Source organism: Microbacterium sp. GXF0217 (assembly GCF_054798195.1).
Genome location: NZ_JBSJZG010000001.1, coordinates 483,511 through 499,135, shown reverse-complemented (window position 1 = coordinate 499,135; position 15,625 = coordinate 483,511). Strand labels below are relative to the sequence as shown.

At 67.5% G+C, this 15,625-nt stretch carries 14 protein-coding genes and 1 tRNA gene; 4 read left to right on the top strand and 11 right to left on the bottom strand.

Annotation, left to right across the window (positions count from 1 at the left end):
- Positions 1-25 precede the first annotated feature (25 nt).
- Entirely contained in the window at positions 26-2,023 is a 1,998-nt protein-coding gene (locus tag ACWAT3_RS02495) for a DUF262 domain-containing protein (protein ID WP_460795601.1), read from the bottom strand.
- Positions 2,024-2,195: 172 nt separating this feature from the next.
- Here ACWAT3_RS02495 and ACWAT3_RS02490 point away from each other — a divergent pair, with 172 nt between their 5' ends.
- Together ACWAT3_RS02490 and ACWAT3_RS02485 are read left to right on the top strand one after the other, a co-directional pair.
- On the top strand, positions 2,196-2,969 hold the full coding sequence (locus ACWAT3_RS02490; RefSeq protein ID WP_460795600.1) for a hypothetical protein: 774 nt from the start codon (positions 2,196-2,198) through the stop codon (positions 2,967-2,969).
- A gap of 147 nt (positions 2,970-3,116) precedes the next feature.
- On the top strand, positions 3,117-3,620 hold the full coding sequence (locus ACWAT3_RS02485; protein WP_460795599.1) for a DUF3145 domain-containing protein: 504 nt from the start codon (positions 3,117-3,119) through the stop codon (positions 3,618-3,620).
- 142 nt (positions 3,621-3,762) lie between these two features.
- Here the strand turns inward: ACWAT3_RS02485 and ACWAT3_RS02480 are convergent, their stop codons facing one another.
- The 10 genes from ACWAT3_RS02480 to ACWAT3_RS02435 form a co-directional block, all read right to left on the bottom strand.
- The gene (locus tag ACWAT3_RS02480; protein WP_460795597.1) at positions 3,763-4,998 is read right to left on the bottom strand and encodes a beta-ketoacyl-[acyl-carrier-protein] synthase family protein; all 1,236 of its coding nucleotides are present in this window, start codon (positions 4,996-4,998) and stop codon (positions 3,763-3,765) included.
- Positions 4,999-5,095: 97 nt separating this feature from the next.
- Positions 5,096-5,344 carry an acyl carrier protein gene (locus tag ACWAT3_RS02475; RefSeq protein ID WP_017830435.1) on the bottom strand — a complete coding sequence of 83 codons (249 nt, stop codon included), beginning with the start codon at positions 5,342-5,344 and terminating at the stop codon, positions 5,096-5,098.
- Positions 5,345-5,412: 68 nt separating this feature from the next.
- A complete protein-coding gene (locus ACWAT3_RS02470; RefSeq protein WP_460795595.1) occupies positions 5,413-6,414 on the bottom strand; it encodes a beta-ketoacyl-ACP synthase III in 1,002 nt (333 codons plus the stop codon).
- Complete coding sequence (locus tag ACWAT3_RS02465; RefSeq protein WP_460795594.1) at positions 6,411-7,331, bottom strand: ACP S-malonyltransferase; 921 nt, start codon at positions 7,329-7,331, stop codon at positions 6,411-6,413. Before ACWAT3_RS02465 ends, ACWAT3_RS02470 begins: the two co-directional genes overlap by 4 nt.
- An 85-nt stretch (positions 7,332-7,416) precedes the next feature.
- On the bottom strand, positions 7,417-8,610 hold the full coding sequence (locus ACWAT3_RS02460) for a PucR family transcriptional regulator (protein WP_460795592.1): 1,194 nt from the start codon (positions 8,608-8,610) through the stop codon (positions 7,417-7,419).
- Positions 8,611-8,641: 31 nt separating this feature from the next.
- Positions 8,642-11,368 carry a pyruvate dehydrogenase (acetyl-transferring), homodimeric type gene (aceE, locus tag ACWAT3_RS02455; protein ID WP_460795591.1) on the bottom strand — a complete coding sequence of 909 codons (2,727 nt, stop codon included), beginning with the start codon at positions 11,366-11,368 and terminating at the stop codon, positions 8,642-8,644.
- A gap of 330 nt (positions 11,369-11,698) precedes the next feature.
- A complete protein-coding gene (locus ACWAT3_RS02450; RefSeq protein WP_460795589.1) occupies positions 11,699-12,244 on the bottom strand; it encodes a hypothetical protein in 546 nt (181 codons plus the stop codon).
- Between the two features lie 115 nt (positions 12,245-12,359).
- Positions 12,360-13,178, bottom strand: a complete 819-nt coding sequence (locus tag ACWAT3_RS02445) for a sulfatase-like hydrolase/transferase (RefSeq protein ID WP_460795588.1) — start codon at positions 13,176-13,178, stop codon at positions 12,360-12,362.
- Positions 13,179-13,499: 321 nt separating this feature from the next.
- Positions 13,500-13,572: transfer RNA gene (locus tag ACWAT3_RS02440), tRNA-Val, on the bottom strand.
- Between the two features lie 24 nt (positions 13,573-13,596).
- Complete coding sequence (locus ACWAT3_RS02435; protein ID WP_460795587.1) at positions 13,597-14,436, bottom strand: aldo/keto reductase; 840 nt, start codon at positions 14,434-14,436, stop codon at positions 13,597-13,599.
- A 52-nt stretch (positions 14,437-14,488) separates the two neighbouring features.
- On the opposite strand from ACWAT3_RS02435, the gene ACWAT3_RS02430 reads away from it, so the two are divergent.
- Together ACWAT3_RS02430 and ACWAT3_RS02425 are read left to right on the top strand one after the other, a co-directional pair.
- Positions 14,489-14,860, top strand: a complete 372-nt coding sequence (locus tag ACWAT3_RS02430) for a YchJ family protein (RefSeq protein WP_460795585.1) — start codon at positions 14,489-14,491, stop codon at positions 14,858-14,860.
- A gap of 32 nt (positions 14,861-14,892) precedes the next feature.
- Complete coding sequence (locus tag ACWAT3_RS02425) at positions 14,893-15,624, top strand: zinc ribbon domain-containing protein (protein WP_460795584.1); 732 nt, start codon at positions 14,893-14,895, stop codon at positions 15,622-15,624.
- Position 15,625 lies beyond the last annotated feature (1 nt).

Genomic DNA, 15,625 nt, shown 5'->3' with positions numbered 1-15,625 from the left:
GCGAGGCCGCATGCCGCGGCCGTGATCACATCACATCGCCGATGTAGGAGTACTTGACGAAGACCTCGGCCGCGATGCCCGATTCCTCGAGGACGCCCTGCACCGCGTTCATCATGTAGTTCGAGTCCCAGCCCATGTAGAGGAAGTGGGTCTCGTCGAGCTCGTCCCAGTGCCCCTTCCAGGCCATGGCATCGTAGATCGGCCCGCCATGACGGGCGCTGTACGAGAGCGCGGCTGCGCGGTCGTCGGTCCAGGCCCGCCGGAACACGCGATTGAACAGGTACTTCACGTCGCGCACGTCCCAGTGCTCACCCCGGTACTCGACGTAGGAGAACTCGCGATCCCAGCCCGCAGGCCACCCGCGGCGTCGCACGGCGTCCAGGACCGGCGTCAGACCGTCGTCATCGATCTCCGACAGCTCAGGACGCGCCCAGATCCGCACGAACGCCGCGGTCAGCTGGACCGTGCGCTGCGCGATCGCCGCGGTTCCCCAGGAGGCCGCGTCGGCGAGAGCGCGCGTGGCGTCGACACCGCTGCGCGCGTAGGCGTCCCGCTGCTTGGCGGGGAACGACGCACCGAACACGCGTTCCGCGAGCGGCTGCTCCAGGAGCGTGATGTTTCCGAGCGTCGGCGCGAGCGCGCGATGGCTGTTCTGCTCGTCCTCGGTCAGCTCGCTCCACGGACGGATGCCGTCCCCGGACCAGGTGTCGCCGGGCGCGGCGGGAACGATGTGCTCGAGATCGAAGTCCGCGACGTCGTCGACGCCCTCGAGCCTGCCGAGCACGTACGCGGCATGCGGCAGCTCCGCGTACTTCAGCACGGCGCTCACCCGCTCATCGGATGGCGTGATGCGTGCGATCGCGCGTGCGAGCTCATCGTGGCCGGCGGCCCTGGCCCGGCACAGTCGGGCGATCAGACGGTCGGTCGGCAGGTTCACGATCGCGCGGCGCAGGTACATCGCCTGCACCCACTCCAGGGTCTCGATGAACTCCTCGCGCGTGAGGAGCCCGTTGGCGTGGTCGCTGTACGCGCTCATGACCAGCGGATACGCGGCGCGTCCGAACGTGTTCACGAACTGCAGCTGACGGCGGACGTCGGCATCCTGCTCTCGCGACGGATCCAGCAGGATGCCGTAGATCTCGGCGAAATGACGCCACACCGCGGCATCCGCTTCCAGGTGTGCCACGTCGACGCGCGGGAATGAATGCCGGAACGCGCTGTACACGCCGTGTTCGCCGTTCGCTGCGACTTCGCGACCCATGCGCATGACGAGGTAATGGCGCCAGAAGGCGCCGATCGCCTCGCCGGTGTGCTGTTCGATCGGGAGCCAGAACCGTTCCTCCACGTCGAGCTGCTCGGCGTGCGTGAGCCCCATCAGGATGTAGTTGTGGATCAACTCGTGGTCTCGCAGCGGCTCGCCAGTGGAGTTCAGGCTCTCGAAGATCTGCTGCGCGTTCGCTTGGATGCCGAGCGTGATCGACACGTGCTCGAGCTTCTTCAGACCGCGCCAGATGCGGGGCGCCTCGTCCGCGTGCACCTGGCTGCGGAAGAAGGCGTAGTTGTCGTCGAACCGCGACTCGCGATCGGCATCGTCCCGGTGATCGAGTACGACGCTCTCGTAGAGGTCGGCCCAGGCGTGATGAGGGCGCAGCTTCGTCCGTCGTCGGTCGTCCGCGCGGACGAGCACGCGCTCCAACTCGCCGGCCATGACCTCATCGTGACCGCGTACCGCGTGGTGGAGGGCGGCGACGAGCAGCATCAGGGTCGTGACGCGCTGCTGGCCGTCGATGAGGATCAGATCGCGATCCGTCGCATCCTGCGCGGACAGGATCGAACCGATGAAGTGCCGGTGCGCGTCGTCCTCACCGGCGACGGCCCTGACATCGGACAGCAGCCGTTCGCATGCCCCGATATCCCAGCGGTACTGCCGCTGATACACCGGCACGACGATGGTCGTGGCCGGGGCTGCGAGCCATTCGATCGTGTTTACTGCGGTCGCTTCGACGTTGGTGGCCGTTGCCATGACTGAGTGATGCCTCCGGAAAAGCGGGAATCCGAGACCCGCCGGATCGAGTCTAGCCCGCGCGCATTTTGCACGGTCGAGATCCACTGCGCTCCCGAAGCTCGCTGTTAGGCTTGCCTTATCAGGGCCTGTTAAAACGTGCTGGCCCCCGATGAAAGGACATGACTCGATCATGGGATACATCAAGTCCGAAGCCCTCGAAGAGACCGGCTTCGTCGTGCTCGACAGCTACAACCAGGCGCTCGACCCGGCCGAATGGCTCGACATCGAGTACGTCGACTGGAAGTCCTCCGGCGACACCCGCTTCGCGCCGCTCGCCAGCGCCAAGGGCGAGATCGAGTGCAACGGCTTCTGGAACCACAAGCCGCCGCGCACCGACAAGGACGGCGTGTGGATCGACGAGCAGACCGCCAAGGCGCCGAACCTCACGCGCCGCGCGCAGGAGCCGGGTGCCAACGTCGGCCGCTGCCGTGTTATCGAGCTGCAGCCGAACACCTACGGCGAGTGCCTCTACAACCTGCACCAGGATGACAACAACCGACTGAACCCGGACGGCACCGGGTGGGTGGTCCGTGGGTTCTTCAACCTCACGGACGACAAGGACAGCTTCTTCGTGCTGCGTGAGAACCGCACCGACCCTGCCGGTGAGGTGCGCATCGCGCTGCCGGCCGGCGCACAGCTCATCATCGACACGCAGCGTCTCTGGCACGCCGCGACGCACGTCGGCACCGAACCGCGCTACAACCTCATCACCTCGTGGACGTCAGGACCCGAGCTGGACGCCTACATCGAGAAGTACAACGGAACCGGCTCGCACACGCAGTTCGAGCTCCCGCAGGACGTGCTCGAGGCCGGCTACGCAGAGCAGGCCCGCAAGGATGCCGCTCGTGCCGCGTACTACGCCGCGAAGGGTCAGCAGGTCAAGCAGGCCATGAGCGAGGCCTGAGTTTCCCACTCCTCACGCGGAGGCGGGAATCACATGCTTGTGATTTCCGCCTTCGTGCTAGAGAATGGGCGCATAACCGCATATCTCGCCACTTCTTCGTGGGGTTCAGGTCGTTGGGGAAGACGCACCTGATGAAACGGAGAGATCATGGCGACGGCTTACGCACGCGGAGTGGTGTACATCCACTCCGCACCTCGCGCGCTCTGCCCGCACCTCGAGTGGGCGGTGGGACGCGCTATCGGTCGTGCGGTGAACTTCGACTGGGCCGACCAGCCCGTTCTCGAAGGCTCTCGACGTGCCGAGTTCTACTGGGACGGCCCGGTCGGAACCGGTGCCGCTCTCGCCACCGCGATGCGAGGGTGGGAGCACCTGCGCTTCGAGGTGACGGAGGACCCGACCCCGCGCAGCGATGGCGGTCGATGGCTGCACACCCCTGATCTCGGCATCCACTACGCCCAGACGGATGCCGCGGGCAACATGGTGATCGGCGAGGACCGCATCCGGTACGCGATGGAGATCGCGGCGGGGAGCGCCGTCGAACTGCAGCGCGAACTCGATGTCGCCCTCGGTTCGGCGTGGGACGAGGAACTCGAACCGTTCCGCCACGCCAGCGACGATGCGCGAGTCGTCTGGCTGCACAAGGTCGGCTGATCCGGCCGGAGAGACCCGGGGCGCCTGGAGGCGCCGGTATCGGACTCCGGTGAACGAACCCGGATGCTGAGAAAGCGAATCCCGCCCCGCACGACGAAGGCCCCGAACCGGAGAACCGGGTCGGGGCCGACGTCTGCGAGGATCAGCCCTCGTAGTCGGAGAATGCGACGACGGCGTTGTGGCCGCCGAAGCCGAACGAGTTGCTGATCGCGAGCTGCGGGCCATCGCCCAGCGGCTGCGGTTCGCCCGAGACGAGCAGCGGGATCTCCGGATCCTGCGTGGTGAGGTTGATCGTGGGCGGCGCGACGCGGTTCTGGATCGCGAGCACCGTGAAGATCGCCTCCAGCGCTCCGGTGCCGCCGAGAAGATGGCCGGTGGAGGCCTTCGTCGCAGAGACCGGGACCGAGTGCACGCGATCGCCGATGACGTTCTTCAGCGCCGTGTACTCGTTGGGGTCGCCGACCGGCGTCGAGGTGGCGTGCGCGTTGACGTGCGTGATCTCGTCCGGAGTGCGCCCGGCGGCTTCCAGCGCGAGCTTCACGGCGCGCGTCGCACCCTCCGGTGCGTTCGCGGTGATGTGGTAGGCGTCAGCGGTCACACCGCCGCCGACGAGCTCGGCGTAGATCTTGGCCCCACGTGCCTTGGCGTGCTCTTCGGTCTCGAGGATGAGGACGGCAGCGCCCTCACCCATCACGAAGCCGTCGCGGTCGGCGGAGTACGGGCGCGATGCGGTCGACGGGTCGTCGTTGCGGCGCGAGAGCGCCTGCATCGAGGCGAAGGACGCGATCGTGATCGGGTGGATGGCGGATTCGGTGCCGCCCGCGATCACGACATCGGCGAGGCCGGCCTTGAGGTGCTCGTACGCGTTCACGAGCGACTCGGTGCTGGAAGCGCAGGCGGAGGCCACGGTGCGGGCGAAGGCGCGGGCCGTGAAGTGCAGGGAGAGGTTGCCGGCCGCGGAGTTCGGCATGAGCATCGGGACCGTCATAGGCATGACGCGACGCGGGCCCTTCTCGCGCAGTGTGTCCCACGCGTCGAGCAGCGTCCACACGCCGCCGATGCCGGTGGCGAAATCGACGCCGAGGCGCTCAGGATCGACGTCGGGGGACCCGGCATCCTCCCAGGCCTCCATGGCAGCGATCAGCGCGAACTGCGAGGAGGGGTCGAGGCGCTTGGCCACCGGACGGGCGAGCACCTCTTCGGGCCGCACGATCGCTTCCGCGGCGAAGGTGACGGGCAGCTCGAGCTCGGCGACCCATTCGTGCTCGAGGGTGCGGCCTCCGGACATGCCGGCGAGCAGATTGGTCCAGTTCTCGGGAGCCGTGCCGCCGATCGCGGACGTGGCGCCGATGCCGGTGACGACGATGCGCTTGGTCATGGGGTGTGGTTCCTTCGAGCGGGAGTGGAGCAGGAGGCGCGGGAGCGAGCCGGAGGATGCCACGCCCGCATGACGCGGGGGTGGCATCCGTCAGGTCTTACTCCTGGCCGGCGACGATGAAGCTGACTGCGTCACCGACAGTCTTGAGGTTCTTGACCTCGTCGTCCGGAATGGTGACGCCGAACTTCTCCTCGGCGTTGACGACGATCGTCATCATCGAGATCGAGTCGATGTCGAGGTCGTCGGTGAAGGACTTCTCGAGCGCGACCTCGGAGGCGTTGATGCCGGTCTCGTCGGTGATGAGCTCTGCGAGGCCGGCGAGGACCTCATCGTTGGTGAAAGCCATGTGGTCTTCCTCTTTCTTGCGGGTTGTAATCGGAACCGTGGAACAGTCTAGGCAACCACGGGCACGGATCAGGGCAGGACGACGACCTGTGCGGCGAAGACGAGACCGGCACCGAAGCCGATCTGCAGGGCGAGGCCGCCGGACAGCTCGGGGTGCTCGGCCATCAGGCGGTGGCTTGCGAGCGGGATCGAGGCGGCCGAGGTGTTGCCCGTGGTCTCGATGTCGCGCGCGATGACCGTGGTCTCCGGCAGCTTCAGCTGCTTGGCGAACTCGTCGATGATGCGCATGTTCGCCTGGTGGGGGATGAAGGCTGCGAGATCCGCAGCCTCGATGCCGGCGGCGTCGAGCGCCTCGCGGGCGACCTTGGCCATCTCCCAGACGGCCCAGCGGAAGACCGTCGGGCCCTCCTGCCGCAGCGTCGGCCAGGGTGCTGAGCCGTCACGGAACTCGGTGAGGGTGTGGTTCATGCCGACGGCATCCGCCTTGGAGCCGTCGGATCCCCAGACGGCCGGCGCGATGCCGGGGGTCTCGCTCGGTCCGATCAGGGCGGCGCCCGCGCCGTCGCCGAGCAGGAAGGAGATGCTGCGGTCGGCGGGGTCGACGATGTCGGACAGCTTCTCGGTGCCGATCACGAGGGCGTAGCGCGCGGCACCGGATTTGATGAGGGCATCGGCCTGCGCGACCGCGTAGGCGTAGCCCGCGCACGCCGCGTTGATGTCGTACGCCGCCGCAGGGTTGGCGCCGACGCGGTCCGCGACGATCGCGGAGACAGACGGTGACTGCTTCGGGTTGCTGATCGTGGCGACGATGACGAGGTCGACGTCGGCGGCGTCCACACCGCTGCGCTCGATGGCCTCGGCCGCAGCCGTCGTCGCGAGATCGATCGCGTCGGTCTCGGCGACGGCGCGCGCACGGGTGATGATGCCGGTGCGCTGACGAATCCACTCGTCGCTCGAGTTGATCGGCTCGATGAGGTCCTCGTTCGGCACCGCATTCTCACCGCGCGCCGCTCCGTACGCGAAGATCCGGGTGTACGCGGGCCCGGCTGCCTGCTTCAGTGTGACGCTCACGCGGCTGCTCCGTTCAGCAGCGCTGCGGCTGCATCGAGATCTTCGGGGGTCTTGACGGCGACGGTCGGCACTCCGCGCAGGCCGCGCTTGGCGAGCCCGGTGAGGGCGCCAGCCGGCGCCAGCTCGATGAGGCCGGTGATGCCGCGCTCGGCGAAGGAGGCCATGCACAGGTCCCAGCGCACGGGGGACGCCACCTGACCGACGAGGAGATCGAGCGCCTGCGCGCCGCTCGTGACGACCGTGCCGTCGCGGTTGGTCCACAGCGTGAGCGACGGATCGGATGCCTCGACGGCCGCCACGGCATCCCGCAGCGTCTCGACGGCGGACTGCATGTAGGAAGTGTGGAAGGCGCCAGCGACCTGCAGCGGGATCACACGGGTGCCCTTGAGCGGCTCGGCCGCGAGGGCCTCGAGAGCGGGAATGGCCCCGGCGACGACGATCTGACCGCCGCCGTTGTAGTTCGCCGGCGCGAGGTCGAGTTCGGCGAGGCGGCCGAGCAGCGCCTCTTCGTCGCCGCCGAGCACCGCGCTCATGCCGGTCTGGACCTGTGCCGCGGCATCCGCCATGGCACGACCGCGGATGCCGACCAGGCGCATGCCGGTCTCGGCATCGATGACGTCGCCGCCGACGAGGGCGGCGATCTCGCCGACCGAGTGGCCGGCGATGCCGTCCGCGCGCCGACCGGCGCGCTTCTCGAGCTCCTGTCCGGCGATGAGAGAGGCGGCCACGATCAACGGCTGCGCGATGCGCGTGTCACGGATCGTGTCGGCATCCGATACGGTCCCGTGCTGCACGAGATCGACCTGCGCAGCCTCGGAGTACGCCGCGAGACGCTCCGGAACGCCGTCCAATTCGAGCCAGGGGGAGAGGAAGCCGGGGGTCTGAGAGCCCTGTCCAGGGCAGGCGACGACGATCACCAGTCCAGTCTGCCAACGATCCGCGCCGGACAGTGGGGGATCTCTCACAAGATTGCGAAGATCCCTTGTGTGTGGCGCACAGCGGTCAGCGGGGCCGGCGGGGGTTCGAGCGCCGTCTGCTCGGCTCAACCGTGCCGATCGAGCCGAGGATGAGGGCCGTCTGCAGGATCAGTGCCTCGCGCGGACCGGTCGCGTCCCAGCCGATGACCTCGCTGACGCGCTTCAGTCGGTAGCGGACCGTGTTCGGATGGACGAACAGCTCGCGGGCGGTCGCTTCGAGCGATCGGCCGTTGTCGAGGTAGCTCCACAGCGTCGTGACCAGGTCGGTGGAGTGCGCCTGCAGGGGACGGTGGATGCGTTCGACCAGCGTGTGCTTCGCGAGCGGGTCTCCGGCGAGAGCGCGCTCCGGAAGCAGGTCGTCCGCCTCGACGGGGCGCGGGGCACCCCGCCACGCGCGCGCGACGGCGAATCCGGCGAGGGCCGCGCGAGCGCTCTGCCCGGCATCCACCAGCGCTGCGACGGCAGGGCCGACGACGACGTAGCCGGGACCGAACGACGGCTCGAGCCGCGCCGCGATCTCGTCGAAGGCGAGCTCGTCTTCGACGCCTTCGTGGTCCGCGTCGTGCGCACGTCCGACGACGAGCACGAGACGCGACCCCTGCACGCCGACCAGCACGTCGACGGCGAGCTTGCGAGCGGTGCGTCTGACCTGATCGATGTCGAACTGCGCAGGCGTCGTGCCGACGATCACGCTGACCTCACCGTGACCGTGCCATCCGAGCGCGGCGATTCGGCTCGGCAGCTCCTCGTCCGCTTCACCGGTGAGGATCGAGTCGACGACGAGTGCTTCGAGGCGGGCGTCCCACAGGCCGCGCGCCTCGGCGGCACGGGCGTACACATCTGCGGCGGCGAAGGCCACGTCACGGGAGTAGAGCAGGATCGCTTCGCGGAGATGCTCGCCCTTGCCCGCCACGCGTTCCTCGGTGACCTCGACGGTGACGCGGATGAGCTGGAGAGTCTGCTGCAGGCTCACGCTGCGCAGCAGCTCCCGTGGTGCGGCGGCGAAGATATCAGCGGCGATCCACGGCGTCGACGTCGGGTCGTCGTACCACTGGATGAACGACGTGATGCCGGCCTGCGCCACCAGCCCGACCGCGGAGCGGCGGGCCGGTGGCATGTCGGCGTACCAGGGGAGGGTGTCTTCCAGGCGCTTGATCGTCACCGTCGCGATGTCGCCGGAGATCCGGCGCAGCCACGCGAGCGTCGCTGTCTTGTCCATCGAGGAGGGGGACGAGCCTGTCACCGTCGGCTCAGCTCTCGCCGCCGGCGTTCCCGCTCGATCCGGCGTTGACGTTGTGCAGATCGTACTTCGCGATCGCCTGTCCGATGACGGAGCGGTCGAGGCGTCCCTGGTCGGCCAGGCCCTGCAGGGCGCGAACGACCATGGACGGCCCGTCGATCTTGAAGAAGCGACGTGCGGCAGCGCGGGTGTCCGCGAAGCCGAAGCCGTCGGCGCCGAGCGTGTAGTAGTCGCCGGGAACCCACTTGCGGATCTGATCCTGCACGGCGTGCATGAAGTCGCTCGTCGCGACGATCGGACCCTCGGTCGAGGCGAGCTTCTCGGTCAGGTAGGCGACCCGCGGCTCCTCCTCGGGGTGTAGGAAGTTGTGCTCGTCCGCGGCGAGGCCGTCACGGCGCAGCTCGCTCCAGCTGGTTACGGACCAGACATCGGCGACGACGCCCCAGTCGTTGGCGAGCAGCTCCTGAGCCTCGAGGGCCCACGGCAGACCGACGCCGGAGGCGAGCAGCTGGACGCGAGGTCCGTCGCCCTGGCCGACCGAGATGCGGTGGATGCCCTTCAGGATGCCGTCGACATCGACATCCTCCGGCTCGGCGGGCTGCTTCATCGGCTCGTTGTACACCGTGAGGTAGTACATGACGTTCGGGTCGGAGTGCGTCCCGCCGTACATGCGCTCGAGTCCGGCCTGCACGATCTGCGCGACCTCGTACCCGAATGCCGGGTCGTACGTCACGGTCGCCGGGTTCGTCGAGGCGAGCAGCGGCGAGTGGCCGTCGGCGTGCTGGGTGCCCTCACCGGTCAGCGTGGTTCGTCCGGCGGTGGCGCCGATCACGAAGCCGCGTGCCATCTGGTCGGCGGCGGCCCAGAAGGCGTCGCCGGTGCGCTGGTAGCCGAACATCGAGTAGAAGATGTAGATCGGGATGAGCGGCTCGCCGTGCGTCGAGTACGACGTGCCCGTCGCCGTCAGCGCAGCCGTCGCACCGGCCTCGTTGATGCCGACGTGCATGATCTGACCCTGCGGGCTCTCCTTGTACGCGAGGAGCAGTTCGCGGTCGACCGAGGTGTAGTTCTGGCCGTTCGGGTTGTAGATCTTCGCGGTCGGGAAGTACGCGTCCATGCCGAACGTGCGCGCCTCGTCGGGAATGATCGGGACGATGCGCTGACCGAAGCCCTTGACGCGCATGAGGTCCTTGAGCATCCGGACGAACGCCATCGTGGTGGCGACCTCCTGGTTGCCGGAGCCCTTCTTCAGCAGTGCGTAGTCCTTGTCCTCAGGGAGGGCGAGGTCGACGTGCGTGCTGCGGCGCTCGGGGAGGAAGCCGCCAAGATCGCGGCGGCGGTCCAGCATGTACTGGATCGTCTCGTCCTGTGCACCGGGGTGGTAGTACGGCGGACGGTACGGGTCGGCCTCGAGCTGCGCGTCCGTGATCGGGATGTGCATCGTGTCGCGGAAGAGCTTGAGGTCGTCCAGCGTCATCTTCTTCATCTGGTGGGTCGCGTTGCGGCCCTCGAAGTGCGGGCCGAGGCCGTAGCCCTTGACCGTCTTCGCCAGGATGACCGTCGGCTGGCCCTTGTGCTCCATCGCGGCCTTGTACGCGGCGTACACCTTGCGGTAGTCATGACCACCGCGGCGCAGCTTCCAGATGTCGTCGTCGCTGTAGCCCTCGACGAGCTTCAGCGCGCGCTCGTCGCGGCCGAAGAAGTTGTCACGGACGTAGGCGCCGTTCTCGGCCTTGTACGTCTGGAAGTCGCCGTCCGGCGTGACGTTCATGAGGTTGAGCAGCGCGCCGTCGGTGTCGCGGGCGAGCAGATCGTCCCACTCGCGGCCCCAGACGACCTTGATGACGTTCCAGCCGGCGCCGCGGAAGTAGCTCTCCAGCTCCTGCATGATCTTGCCGTTGCCGCGGACAGGGCCGTCCAGACGCTGCAGGTTGCAGTTGATCACGAACGTGAGGTTGTCCAGACCCTCGTTGGCGGCGACCTGCAGCTGGCCGCGGGACTCGACCTCGTCCATCTCGCCGTCGCCGAGGAAGGCCCAGACGTGCGAGTCGGCGACGTCCTTGATGCCGCGGTTGGCGAGGTACTTGTTCGTCATCGCCTGGTAGATCGCGTTGATCGGGCCGAGGCCCATCGACACCGTCGGGAATTGCCAGAACTCCGGCATCATCCGCGGGTGCGGGTAGGACGGCAGCCCATTGGGAGCGCCGGACTTCTCCTGGCGGAAGGCGTCGAGCTGCGATTCGGTGACGCGGCCCTCGAGGAAGGCGCGGGCGTACATGCCGGGGGACGCGTGGCCCTGGTAGAAGATCTGGTCGCCGCCGGAGGGGTGATCCTGCCCGCGGAAGAAGTGGTTGTGACCGACCTCGTACAGCGATGCCGCCGAGGCGTAGGTGGAGATGTGACCGCCGACGCCGATGCCGGGGCGCTGCGCGCGGTGCACCGTGATGGCCGCGTTCCAGCGGATCCAGTGACGGTAGCGGCGCTCGAGCTCCTCATCGCCGGGGAAGGCCGGCTCGTTCTCGGTCGCGATGGTGTTGATGTAGTCCGTGGTGGGCACCATCGGCACACCGAGGTGCAGATCCTTGGAGCGCTTGAGCAGGCTGAGCATGATCTCGCGCCCGCGGCCGTGGCCCTTGGCATCGACGAGTTCGTCGAGAGACTGCTGCCATTCGCCGGTCTCTTCCGGATCGCTGTCGAGAGAGCCCTGGGAGTACGGATCCTGATCGTGGACGGTCACGGTGGAGCCTTTCGTCAAGCTGGCAGGTCTTGCCAATGAAACGGGAAGCGACACGGGGAGCCTTGTCGGCTCTTCACAACGCGCGCCGCCAACAGCCTAGCCCTGTTCCACGACCTCGGCGCACACCGGGGGGCGAGTGCCTGAGTCAGTGTCCGACGACGCCCTGGAGCTCCACCATGACCTGGATCGCGGCGAGGAACCCGGACGCGAACGTCCCGTACCCGTAGCTCTCCCACAACTCGATCACCTCATTAATGAGAAAGCCGACCACTCCGAAACTGCGCCCCCGACAAATGATGACCTGAGGGAGGACGCACTGTCTGAGAAGACTTACTGCCGGGCCATCGCCAGCCGGAAGCGTTGATCAGAAGTGACGACGTGATGGTCGTTGACGGCGGCCGCGTCGACGTCGATCTGGACCCAGGTAACGGTGCCGGTGAACGCGCTCTCGCCGTGGCCGTAGTCTTCCGAGACCGGGGCTCCAGCATCGATGCCAATATCGGCGGTTTCGTCCATCGAGAAGAAGATGCCATGTGTGCGTTCGATCCGCCCCTCCCCAACATGGTCGCCGTCGAGATAGAGAGTCAAAGTTCCACCTTTCCCGATGCCGCCCCCGTCGTACGCAAACTCGACGCGGGCCTGGTGGGTTCCGGCAGCGATCTCGGTTTCGCTCCCGATGCAGGTGCGTTGCACGCCCATGAAGTTGTAGGCGCAGCGCAGTCTGCCTTCGTTCGCGTACAGCGACCAGCCTCCGAAATCACCTCCCTGGGCGATGATCACACCTTGGGCGCCGGCTTCGGGCACCTCGATCTCCGCTGTGACCGAGTGACTGTGGTTCTTGATGTTGATGAATGCGTTCTCCTGGATGCGATGCATCCCCCCGTAGAGCACCTGGGTGTTGCCGATGACGGCCTGAGGGCGTCCTGCCAGCTCGCGATTGAACCGCTCAGCCGCGCGCGGGTCGAGCGGGAGAACGTTGTACTTGGCCGCTTCAGGAACAGTCGCTGCAGATCTGCCAGCTTCTCCGGATGCTCCGCCGCGAGGTCCCTCGCTTGCGACCAGTCCGTGTTGGTGTCATACCGCCAGGGGCGAGATACCTGAAGAACGGCTTGTCCGGAGCGACCGACTTCTGGGTGCGCGTCCACAGGATCGCCTTGTCGGCCAGATCGGACATCAGGTGATACCCCTGCTCCGGAGTCGCGGGGGGTTCGATCGGCGTGGTCTGTTCGTACAGTGCGGGGGACCACTGGTTGTTCTCGCCGCCGATGAAGCCGTAGAGGTACTCGAAACCACCGCCGGGGTTCGGCCAATGATCGAAGGGCTCGATCGGGCTCGCCTCGAACACGGGGACCTCGCGGCACTTGCCGATCTGCGCCGTCGAATAACCGTTCAACCGGAGGATCTCAGCCAACGGCGCGCACGTGTTCGGTCGAAGAGAGTTGTACCCGGGCGCAGAGGTCGCGAACTCGGTGATCGCTCCCATTCCTACCGCGTGATGGTTGCGCCCCGAGAGCATCGCCGCGCGCGTAGGTGAACACAGCGCCGTGGTGTGGAACCGGGTGTACCGCGGACCTTCAGCGGCCAGGCGTTCTGCCGTCGGAGTGCTGCACGGGCCACCGTAGGCACTCGATGCACCGAACCCCACGTCATCCAGCAACACAACCACGACGTTCGGTGCGCCAGCGGGTGGGCGTAACGGCTCGATGGGTGGATAGGAGGTATCCGGATCGGTCGCGGCGAAAGTGGCCACACCGACCGGCTTCCGGTCCGGGATGGGAAGAACCTCTCGGTGCAAATCGTGAGCAGTCATTTCATCTCCGAAGGGCTGACAGCAAAGGCTGCGACCGGCAGCGACCGGGCCAAGGCTTTCGGGAGGTTGCGCCGGTTCACGCCGGACGGATGATGCGTGATCGGCTCAGTCATCGACGCCTCCTCCGGATGGTGACGCATGACCCCGCGCCTTTGCACCGACAGCAAACCGATCGCGGCAAGGTGTCGACACTTCAGGCGTCCGAAATCGCCCCGTCCGGGCGAGGATGCGGCTAACGGCAGGAATGCTCGACATTCCACCGGGGGCCGCCCACAGGTTTCCGCGAACAGTCAGACCCGCGCGAACCCAACACTTTCTCGGTGGGCCCTGCCGGGATCGAACCGACGACATCCACGGTGTAAACGTGGCGCTCTACCAGCTGAGCTAAAGGCCCTGGTTCTGACCAGTCTAGTGGGGGTCAGGACTCCTCGTGCGTGCGCGGATCCGCGTCGAAGAGCCGGCCGTCCTCACGCCCCAGTGCGGTGATGGCGTCGACCTCGGCATCCGCCAGCGCCACGGATGCCGCGGCCAGATTGCTCTGCTGGTGCTCGACGGACGATGCCTTCGGGATCGAGACGACCTCTCGAGCGACGTGCCAGGCGAGGATCGTCTGCACAGGGCTGATGCCGTGCGCGGCAGCGATCTCGGTGATGACGGACTCGTGGACCAGATCGCGTGCGCGGCCCAGCGGGCTCCAGGCCTCGGTGAGGATTCCGTGCTCGCGGTGATAGGCCAGCTGCTCGGTCTGCGGGAAGTACGGGTGCAGCTCGATCTGGTTCACTACCGGGAGCACGCCGGTCTCCCGCTCGAGACGTTCGAGGTGCTCGGGCAGGAAGTTCGACACGCCGATCTGGCGGACCAGGCCGCGCTGCTGCGCGTCCACAAGTGCAGTCCAGGCCTGGACGTATTCGTCCTGGCTCGGGTTCGGCCAGTGGATCAGGTGCAGGTCGATCGCATCGAGCCCGAGGCGATAGCGGCTCTCCTCGATGCTCCACGTCGCCTGTGCCGACGCGTGATGGCGCCCGGGGAGCTTGGACGTCACGATCACATCGGCGCGCGGCGTCTGTGCGTCCGCGACTCCGCGCCCGACGGCGCCCTCGTTCTCGTAGTTGAAGGCGGAATCGACGAGCCGATAGCCGCCATCGATGCCGGCAGCCACGGCCGCAGCCCCGGCTGCGCCCCTCAGCCCGTACGTACCCAGGCCGATCGCCGGCAGAGCGAAGCCGTTGTGGGCGGTGAACGTGGGCAGCGATGTCATCGGGTCTCCTTCGTCGAACGCGTTCATCCAGCCTAATGACGAGAATGGATCCATGCGCTGCCCCTGCCTGTCCGGTGACACGTTCGAGAACTGCTGCGGTCCGCTGCTCGATGGAGCAGCGGCGCCGACCGCTGAACGGTTGATGCGCTCGCGCTTCACGGCGTTCGCCAGAGGCGACGCCGCGCACCTGCTGCGTACATGGCATCCGTCCACGCGACCGGTCGACCTCGACCTCGACGCCGGCATCCGATGGACGCGCCTCGATGTGCTCGAGACGTCGCACGGCGGTCCGTTCGATCGGGGCGGGATCGTCGTGTTCGAGGCCTTCTTCCGTGAGGACGGGGTCGCCGGCTCGATGCGCGAGCGCAGCCGCTTCGTCCGGGAGGGACGCGAATGGTTCTACGTGGACGGCGTACCGGGCTGAACGATGTCGTCGACAGCGACTAGGTTGGGAACGTGAACGCCAGCCCCGAACAGCAGCGCCTCCTTCTCGATGTCGCCGACCTGGATCGTCGCATCCAGCAGACGGAACGCGCCCGTACGCAGCCCGCGAACGCCGCGCGCATCAACGAACTCTCCGCGATCCGTCAGGCGCAGCTGCGAGAGCTCACCGCACTGGCGGGGACGCGCGACGATGCGGCGGCGGAACTGCGCCGTCTCGAAGCCGACGTGGCCGTCGTCGAGCAGCGGCGTGCGCGCGACGCGGAGCGCCTCGCCGCAGCCACGAACCCGAAGGACGCGCAGGCGTATGAGAGCGAGCTCGCCAGCCTCGCGCGGCGCACCAGTGATCTCGAGGATCAGGAGCTCGAGGTCATGGCGCGCGTGGAGGAGGCCGAGACGGCGGTCGCGGCTCAGCAGAAGCTGATCGATGCGACCACCGCGGAGGGCACCGAGCTCACGGCTCAGGCGAAGGCCGGTATCGCCGCGGCCACCACCGAGGGCGAGCACCTCGCACGCGACCGCTCGGCGATCGTCGCCGGCATCGACGCGGCGCTGCTCGCGGATTACACCCGACGCGCCTCTCGGACGATCGGCGCGGCACTTCTGCGCGCCGGCACGTGCGAAGGCTGCCGCATGGTGCTCTCCGGTATCGACCTCACCACCATCCGTCAGGCTCCGGCCGACCAGATCACGTCGTGCCCCGAGTGCGGCTGCATCCTCGTGCGCACCGAGGAATCCGGGCTGTGAA